The 5,948-nt window shown below is 39.8% G+C and carries 9 protein-coding genes and 1 pseudogene; 3 read left to right on the forward strand and 7 right to left on the reverse strand.

Translation table 11 applies throughout. The features are described from left to right. Window positions 1–246: pseudogene (locus VB740_RS35445) on the forward strand (hypothetical protein); the annotation flags it as partial. A gap of 80 nt (window positions 247–326) precedes the next feature. On the opposite strand, the gene VB740_RS35450 reads toward VB740_RS35445, so the two are convergent. The 7 genes from VB740_RS35450 to VB740_RS35480 form a co-directional block, all read right to left on the reverse strand. Next, on the reverse strand, window positions 327–536 hold the full coding sequence (locus VB740_RS35450) for a DUF6887 family protein (protein ID WP_323204486.1): 210 nt from the start codon (window positions 534–536) through the stop codon (window positions 327–329). Next, window positions 517–714 carry a DUF6888 family protein gene (locus tag VB740_RS35455; RefSeq protein ID WP_323204487.1) on the reverse strand — a complete coding sequence of 66 codons (198 nt, stop codon included), beginning with the start codon at window positions 712–714 and terminating at the stop codon, window positions 517–519. Before VB740_RS35455 ends, VB740_RS35450 begins: the two co-directional genes overlap by 20 nt. 162 nt (window positions 715–876) lie before the next feature. Continuing rightward, a complete protein-coding gene (locus VB740_RS35460) occupies window positions 877–1,842 on the reverse strand; it encodes an aldo/keto reductase (RefSeq protein WP_323204488.1) in 966 nt (321 codons plus the stop codon). A 72-nt stretch (window positions 1,843–1,914) separates the two neighbouring features. Next, complete coding sequence (locus tag VB740_RS35465; RefSeq protein ID WP_323204489.1) at window positions 1,915–2,154, reverse strand: hypothetical protein; 240 nt, start codon at window positions 2,152–2,154, stop codon at window positions 1,915–1,917. Then, window positions 2,147–2,323 carry a type II toxin-antitoxin system HicB family antitoxin gene (locus VB740_RS35470; RefSeq protein WP_323204490.1) on the reverse strand — a complete coding sequence of 59 codons (177 nt, stop codon included), beginning with the start codon at window positions 2,321–2,323 and terminating at the stop codon, window positions 2,147–2,149. The genes VB740_RS35465 and VB740_RS35470 overlap by 8 nt, the downstream gene beginning before the upstream one ends. Window positions 2,324–2,441: 118 nt before the next feature. Beyond that, the gene (locus VB740_RS35475; RefSeq protein WP_323204491.1) at window positions 2,442–3,605 is read right to left on the reverse strand and encodes a hypothetical protein; all 1,164 of its coding nucleotides are present in this window, start codon (window positions 3,603–3,605) and stop codon (window positions 2,442–2,444) included. 203 nt (window positions 3,606–3,808) lie between these two features. Further along, complete coding sequence (locus tag VB740_RS35480; protein ID WP_323204492.1) at window positions 3,809–4,330, reverse strand: hypothetical protein; 522 nt, start codon at window positions 4,328–4,330, stop codon at window positions 3,809–3,811. Between the two features lie 243 nt (window positions 4,331–4,573). Here VB740_RS35480 and nfi point away from each other — a divergent pair, with 243 nt between their 5' ends. Beyond that, entirely contained in the window at window positions 4,574–5,239 is a 666-nt protein-coding gene (gene nfi, locus VB740_RS35485) for a deoxyribonuclease V (RefSeq protein WP_323204493.1), read from the forward strand. 108 nt (window positions 5,240–5,347) lie between these two features. Beyond that, window positions 5,348–5,896 (forward strand): FHA domain-containing protein, encoded by a 549-nt coding sequence (locus VB740_RS35490; protein WP_323204494.1) that lies wholly within the window; start codon window positions 5,348–5,350, stop codon window positions 5,894–5,896. Window positions 5,897–5,948: the final 52 nt, after the last annotated feature.

Here is a 5,948-nt window from a genome sequence, read left to right on the forward strand (position 1 = left end):
TTACGTTCTCGCTTGGGCGCACCCAAAGCAATAACTGCTACTGCACACAAGCTGGCTCGTTTGTTCTACCAAATTTGGACAACTGCTGGACGATATTCAGATCCTGGTATGGAATACTATGAGCAAAAATACCGGGATCTGATCTTCAAAAATCTTCAGAAGAAAGCGCAAGCTTTTGGTCTTCAACTTGTCCCCAAATCCCAAGATAAGGAGGAAGCTTCATTTTATCAAACCCTTTTTAAATAAGCTTTACGTCAAGTGTTTCTTGAAAGAGGGGTATCTGCAAGATTTTATTATCTCAACCCATCGTAAAACCTTTCAACTAGTTAGACAGCCTCTCCACTACTACCCAGTTTTTTCTTGAGTATCTCTTCCATTTCCCTCAAATCCTCATTAGTCTCAGGGAATCGATATGTCGGACTATTAGGACTTCCCCGTTTGATTAATGCCTCAATTGCTTCATCATCTTCACGATGAGCTAAAATATACGCTCTAAGTTCTTGACGGGACATTTTGCTAAAGTCGGGCTTCGTCATCGTTAAACCCCCATTGACCATCGGAAAAAATTAGAATCTCTAGGCTCTCAGTCACACCAGCAAGGATAAACACGGTCTTAGTGTTTTGGTTGTACCGAAATACATGGATAGGTTGATATCCATTTGAGAGCATTTGGCACACTCTGACGCAAGCAAGAGCCTGTTGTGCGGTAGGCATACAATTGTATCTACATGATAGCGAGTAAAACCATACCGTAAAAAGGATGCTGATTTAAAGTGATCCAACTATTTAACATGAAGCTGGGCAACGCCTACCATACAATTTGGCTTGATTTGATAGTTTGCAGCTTGATTTGGGCATTTTTTATGGCGGGTTGTACTAAGTCCAAGCACGGAAGAATGTGCTATCTTCCCAAATATTAGCAGTCTGTTGAGCGATCGCTGTTAATTCTTGCTCCTTCAGAGGCACAAAAGCCCGCGCTATCTTGACATTATTCTCTAATTGTGAGATTGTTTCTGCCGCAATTACACAACAATGAACTCCAGGCTGAGACATTGTGTAACCTAAAGCTTGCTCCATACCTGTCAACCCACCTGATTTAAACAAACGCCCATAAGCCGGGACTTTCATCGCAATCACACCGACATTTTTTTCTTGAGCAACTGGTAAAACTGCCGGGATAAATGGACGTGGGTGGTGTTTGTCGGCAGCATTCACAGGAATCAGTGTAGTGTGGAAAGGATAGCGACGTAATCCTTCGGCAATCACTTGAGGGTCATGATGTCCAGTAATACCTGCGAAGCGTACCAATTTTTGTTGTATGGCTTCTTCTAAAGCTTTGATTGCACCAGATGGACTAAAAATGATGTCGAGTTCTTCAGAAAAAGAGACGCGATGCAACTGCCACAAATCGAGATAATCTGTATTGAGACGTTTAAGCGATCGCTCCAATTCTCGCCATGCTCCATCTCGATCTCTTTGATCAGTCTTGCTTGCTAGAAATAGCTTTGAGCGATGAGGTGGTAGCATTTTGCCTAAATAATCTTCACTGGGCCCATAACTAGCCGCCGTATCGAAGTAGCGGATGCCAAGTTCCAGCGCTCTTTGAATAATTGCCGTAGCATCACCCTCTTTTCCTTCCCAGGATAGCGGCGTTTGTCCTGCTCCTCCTAACCCGAAGATAGGGAGTTTTACTTCCGTGCGTCCCAGCACCCGTTCTGGCATAGTTGCTGGCGGTGTTGCAGTGTTGGTAGTATTTTGCCCAAAAGCATTAGTTGCCACAATACCTCCAGTTACAGCAATGCTGGTAATTAGGAAATTACGCCGCGTCTTTTCCTCTGTCATGATTGGCTTAAAGGGCGAAATTACTTTGATTATAAAATTTTAACTAAGGGGAATTAATCTCAGAAAGCAAAATTAATGATAGATTTCCCATGCATCTCGTTCTTGGCGAATAAACTGATCCACTTCTTCTGTTGTGGCAAAACTACCTTTAGCAGATCCAATAAAACTAGTTAGAGGCTTTTCATAATGCTTTGCGGGTGACTCCAGAAGTACTATCACCTCGACAGTTGCACCTGCTGGAAGTTCTGGAGAAAAGATTTCTACTACACCACCAGGTTTGACGATCGCGTGTTGCCTGAGTCCATTAAGCATGATAATTTATCCTCATTAGCGTCGAACATCCCATTTCATCAGGATCAATGTCAAGCAAAGGACATTCTTCTAGATATAGCCTTGTAACTTCTTTAAGATTAGCAAGAGCTTCTTCAATTGTTTCACCTTGGTCAACTGTGCCGACTTCAGGACATTCAGCAACATACATATCTTCTTCTTTGTGAAGAATAGCAGTTAATGTTTTGGTCTTCGTAGGGTTTTATTTTGATACATATAGTCGAGCGATCGCACTACTTTTTCTAGTTTAGCTTTGAGGTGCGATCGTATTACTTGCTATCGACGGCATTTTTTTCAGCGTAGTTGAGATTTTTCTGATATTCTATAATTTTTTGTTGAGCTACTACATAATTTTGGCTAGAAGATGGCACGACTTTCATAAGTGCGATCGCAGCTTCCCATTCACTTGTAACGATCTTCCAATCATCTAGAGATTTTGCTGATTGGGTTAGTTTGGCAGCACTCATTGCTTTATTTACCGCCTCTCTGAATGTATCATTTTGAAGTAATACAGTCGGTGATTCAGCAATCACTGATGACGGTGTAACTAATACAGACTTTGATGGTATTTGTGTTGTAATTTTAGAGGTTAGGGGAAGTATTTCTCTGAATTTTGAAGAAAAGTATATTATTACAGTAATTGAAAATATCAAAAGAATAAGCAACCAATTTTTATTTAAATTACGATACTTCCGTTGACTATTGATGATTGTAGCTTCTTCATCAATCGATGAAAGATTTAATTTAATTTTGTGTACGCCCATTTCCCCACGCAATCTATTAAGTTCTTGATCTGTATTTAAATAAGCATTGGATTTGCTTACATCTGTTTTTTTATTGCCAGAATAAGCAGATATTATTCGGTGTCTTACCAAATGTTCAATTTGATATGTTAGTGCGCCAGCAGAAATATAGAACAGCCCAAATATTACTATTATATTATTATTAATATTTTGCATCTGTCTGTAGTATTCAACCGATTCGACGTAGCTCAGATTAAATAATGATAGGACTATTGTAGAGAAAAAAGCTGCTATCAGTGTAGAAATTGCAATTACAAGCCAAGCATACAATCCTTCCCACCAACTCATTATTCCTGGTAATAATCCTTGTGTTTTACCTATTTCAGGTGCTTGAATTTCCGACATAAACCGACTAATAAGCAAGTGGAAGCAGTGATGAGTCAAAGAAATGATAGGAATTGGAGATAAGATTAACAGTATTGTAAATATAGCCAATAATTCTGGACTGCGTACAAAATATGCGACACGGTAGCCTAACTTACCAGGATTATTGAGTACAAATATAATAGTGCTCAACAATAGATTCAAAATCAATGCTTTTAACCAAGAGCTAGGATAAGGAAACCATAAAGGCCAGTAAAACTTTTGTAGCTTTTGCTTAGTATCTTCCTGAAAATTCGGCTGTTTCATAGCTAATAAACGCAAAAAAAATGAGAGGGCATCGTCTATCTTAGGATTCCCCTTTTACACAAAAAAAGAGCATTTTTAAAATCATTTAATCTATATATTATATGTATTTAAAAAATATATCTAAATTCACATATCATTATTATGATAGAAACCCTCAAATAAGCTCTTTGTCTTTTTGTATTTATGCGCCTATGCATGAAAGACTAGCGTTCTTTTGTAATGACAGAACTACCATTGCTAATACTTACTTTTTGAATAAAAACATCAGAACAAGAGGATAAAATATCAGCGCTGATTTGATTAGCAATAAATTCAAAATCTTGGTTTGTTAATCCCTGTGCAGTATCGCCGCTTAAGTTAATACAAATAGTTAGGGTTTGAGGATTGTTGGAAGACGGTTCATTGTCTACTGCTTCTAGTTCATCTTCTGGTATGCCTAAATTAAACTCTTTACTCCAAGCTGGAAACTTCTTACCTGTTTGTTGTCCATAAACTTTAACGCTTTCAATAGATGCAGCCCCTAAAGCCGTTAAACCTTTGCGGATAAATGCAACTAAAATTTGCTGATTTAGTACTTGGGCAGATTCTAGGATTACCTCTAAGCAAGCATCTTTGAAGGCAACTTTTGCAGTGATCCCTTTGGCGTGTAGGTGGCGGTTCATGAGAGATGCGATCGCCTGGGTATCTCCCTGTTTTGCAAGTTCCAGAATATTCGGCTGTGTCATAACCAGTAAAAGAGTAAATCTAGGAAAATAAACTTATATTCTCAGGATTCCCTCTTGACAGCCTGAAGTAACATTATGATGCAAGATATCAACTAAACTGGGCTAAAATGTCTACTATAAAGATAGTCTTTCACGGACTTTTACAAAACTTATATTTTCTCTGTCTTGAAATCAAAAACTAGTGTTTTTGTGCTTGCCAAATTAACAGGATTAAGATTAATCAGTTTAATTCCAATTTTAAATATGAAGTTTTATCGAGATTATGCTTGGCCCTCAACGCTGGAAGAAGCCATAGTTATCCAAGAAAAGCTGCGAGATCAAGTAATTACTGAGGATCAACTGCAAGAACCTATTCAGTACGTCGCTGGAGTGGATATGGGTTTTGAAGCTGATGGAACAATTAGCCGTGCTGCTGTTGCAGTGCTGAGTTTTCCTGATTTGCAAGTCATCGAGACAAGCCTAGCACATCGTCCTACGACCTTTCCTTATGTTCCTGGCTTCCTCTCATTTCGGGAAATTCCAGCTGTTCTCGATGCCCTGGAGAAAATTCAAACAACACCAGATATTATCCTGTGTGATGGTCAAGGAATTGCCCATCCCCGCAGATTAGGTATAGCTAGCCATTTAGGGTTACTCATAGATATGCCGACAATTGGCGTAGCCAAATCCAGGTTGGTAGGTAAGTATGAGGAATTGGCAGAAACCAAAGGCAGCACGCAACCACTGATATATAAGGATGAAACCGTTGGGGTTGTTTTGCGATCGCGCACCGGGGTAAAACCTCTATATATCTCCAGTGGTCATCGCATTAGTTTACCTACGGCAATTGACTATGTATTACGCTGCACGCCAAAATATCGGCTCCCAGAAACTACGCGCATTGCTGATAAATTAGCGTCGAATAGATAAAGCTTGTTGAAGTTTTTTCTAAATACTTGCTTGCTCCTAGTCAATCGTGTTAGGAATCGCACAGAAAGAAATTGAAGTAGCTAAATACGGCTTACGAAGTTCAGAACAATGAACGCACTAACTTTACAGTGGCACGATGCAGGTCAAGATAAAATTCAGAACATTTACGAACAACAGCCAAGTAAAAATCTTGGCACTGTCCGCATCGGTCGTGACCCACTCCGGTGCGATATTGTTTTGAGTCACCCCACTGTTTCTGGTTTACACGTTGAAATATTTTTTCATCACCAGCAACAGCGCTTTTATCTGAGGAATTTGCGATCGCAAAATCCCCCCATTGTCGATGGACGGCAATTAGTTCAAGGTGAAATGCCTTTAACTGAAGGTACTAATATCTCTTTGGGGCAAATACAACTCAAAGTTACTGGCATTTCCACAGACAATATTCCAGCAACAATTTTGCTACCACCCAATCCATCAGTAAATATTGGACATCACCACCATCCGCCAACACCCCCCGCACCACCGCCAGGAGTTTATGGCTTAGAATGCCCCAAATGTCATAGAGTTTCCCCAGCAGAAAATCTAAACATAGGCTGTCATTGGTGTGGGACATCTTTAGCTGCGGCAGTAAGTGTTTTAGTAGCAAAGAATTAAACCAATTCGCAATTCGCAATTCGCAATTCGCAATGACGCTCCTACGTCGCTA

Origin of the sequence: Nostoc sp. UHCC 0251, assembly GCF_034932245.1 — a bacterium.
GTDB lineage: Bacteria > Cyanobacteriota > Cyanobacteriia > Cyanobacteriales > Nostocaceae > Nostoc.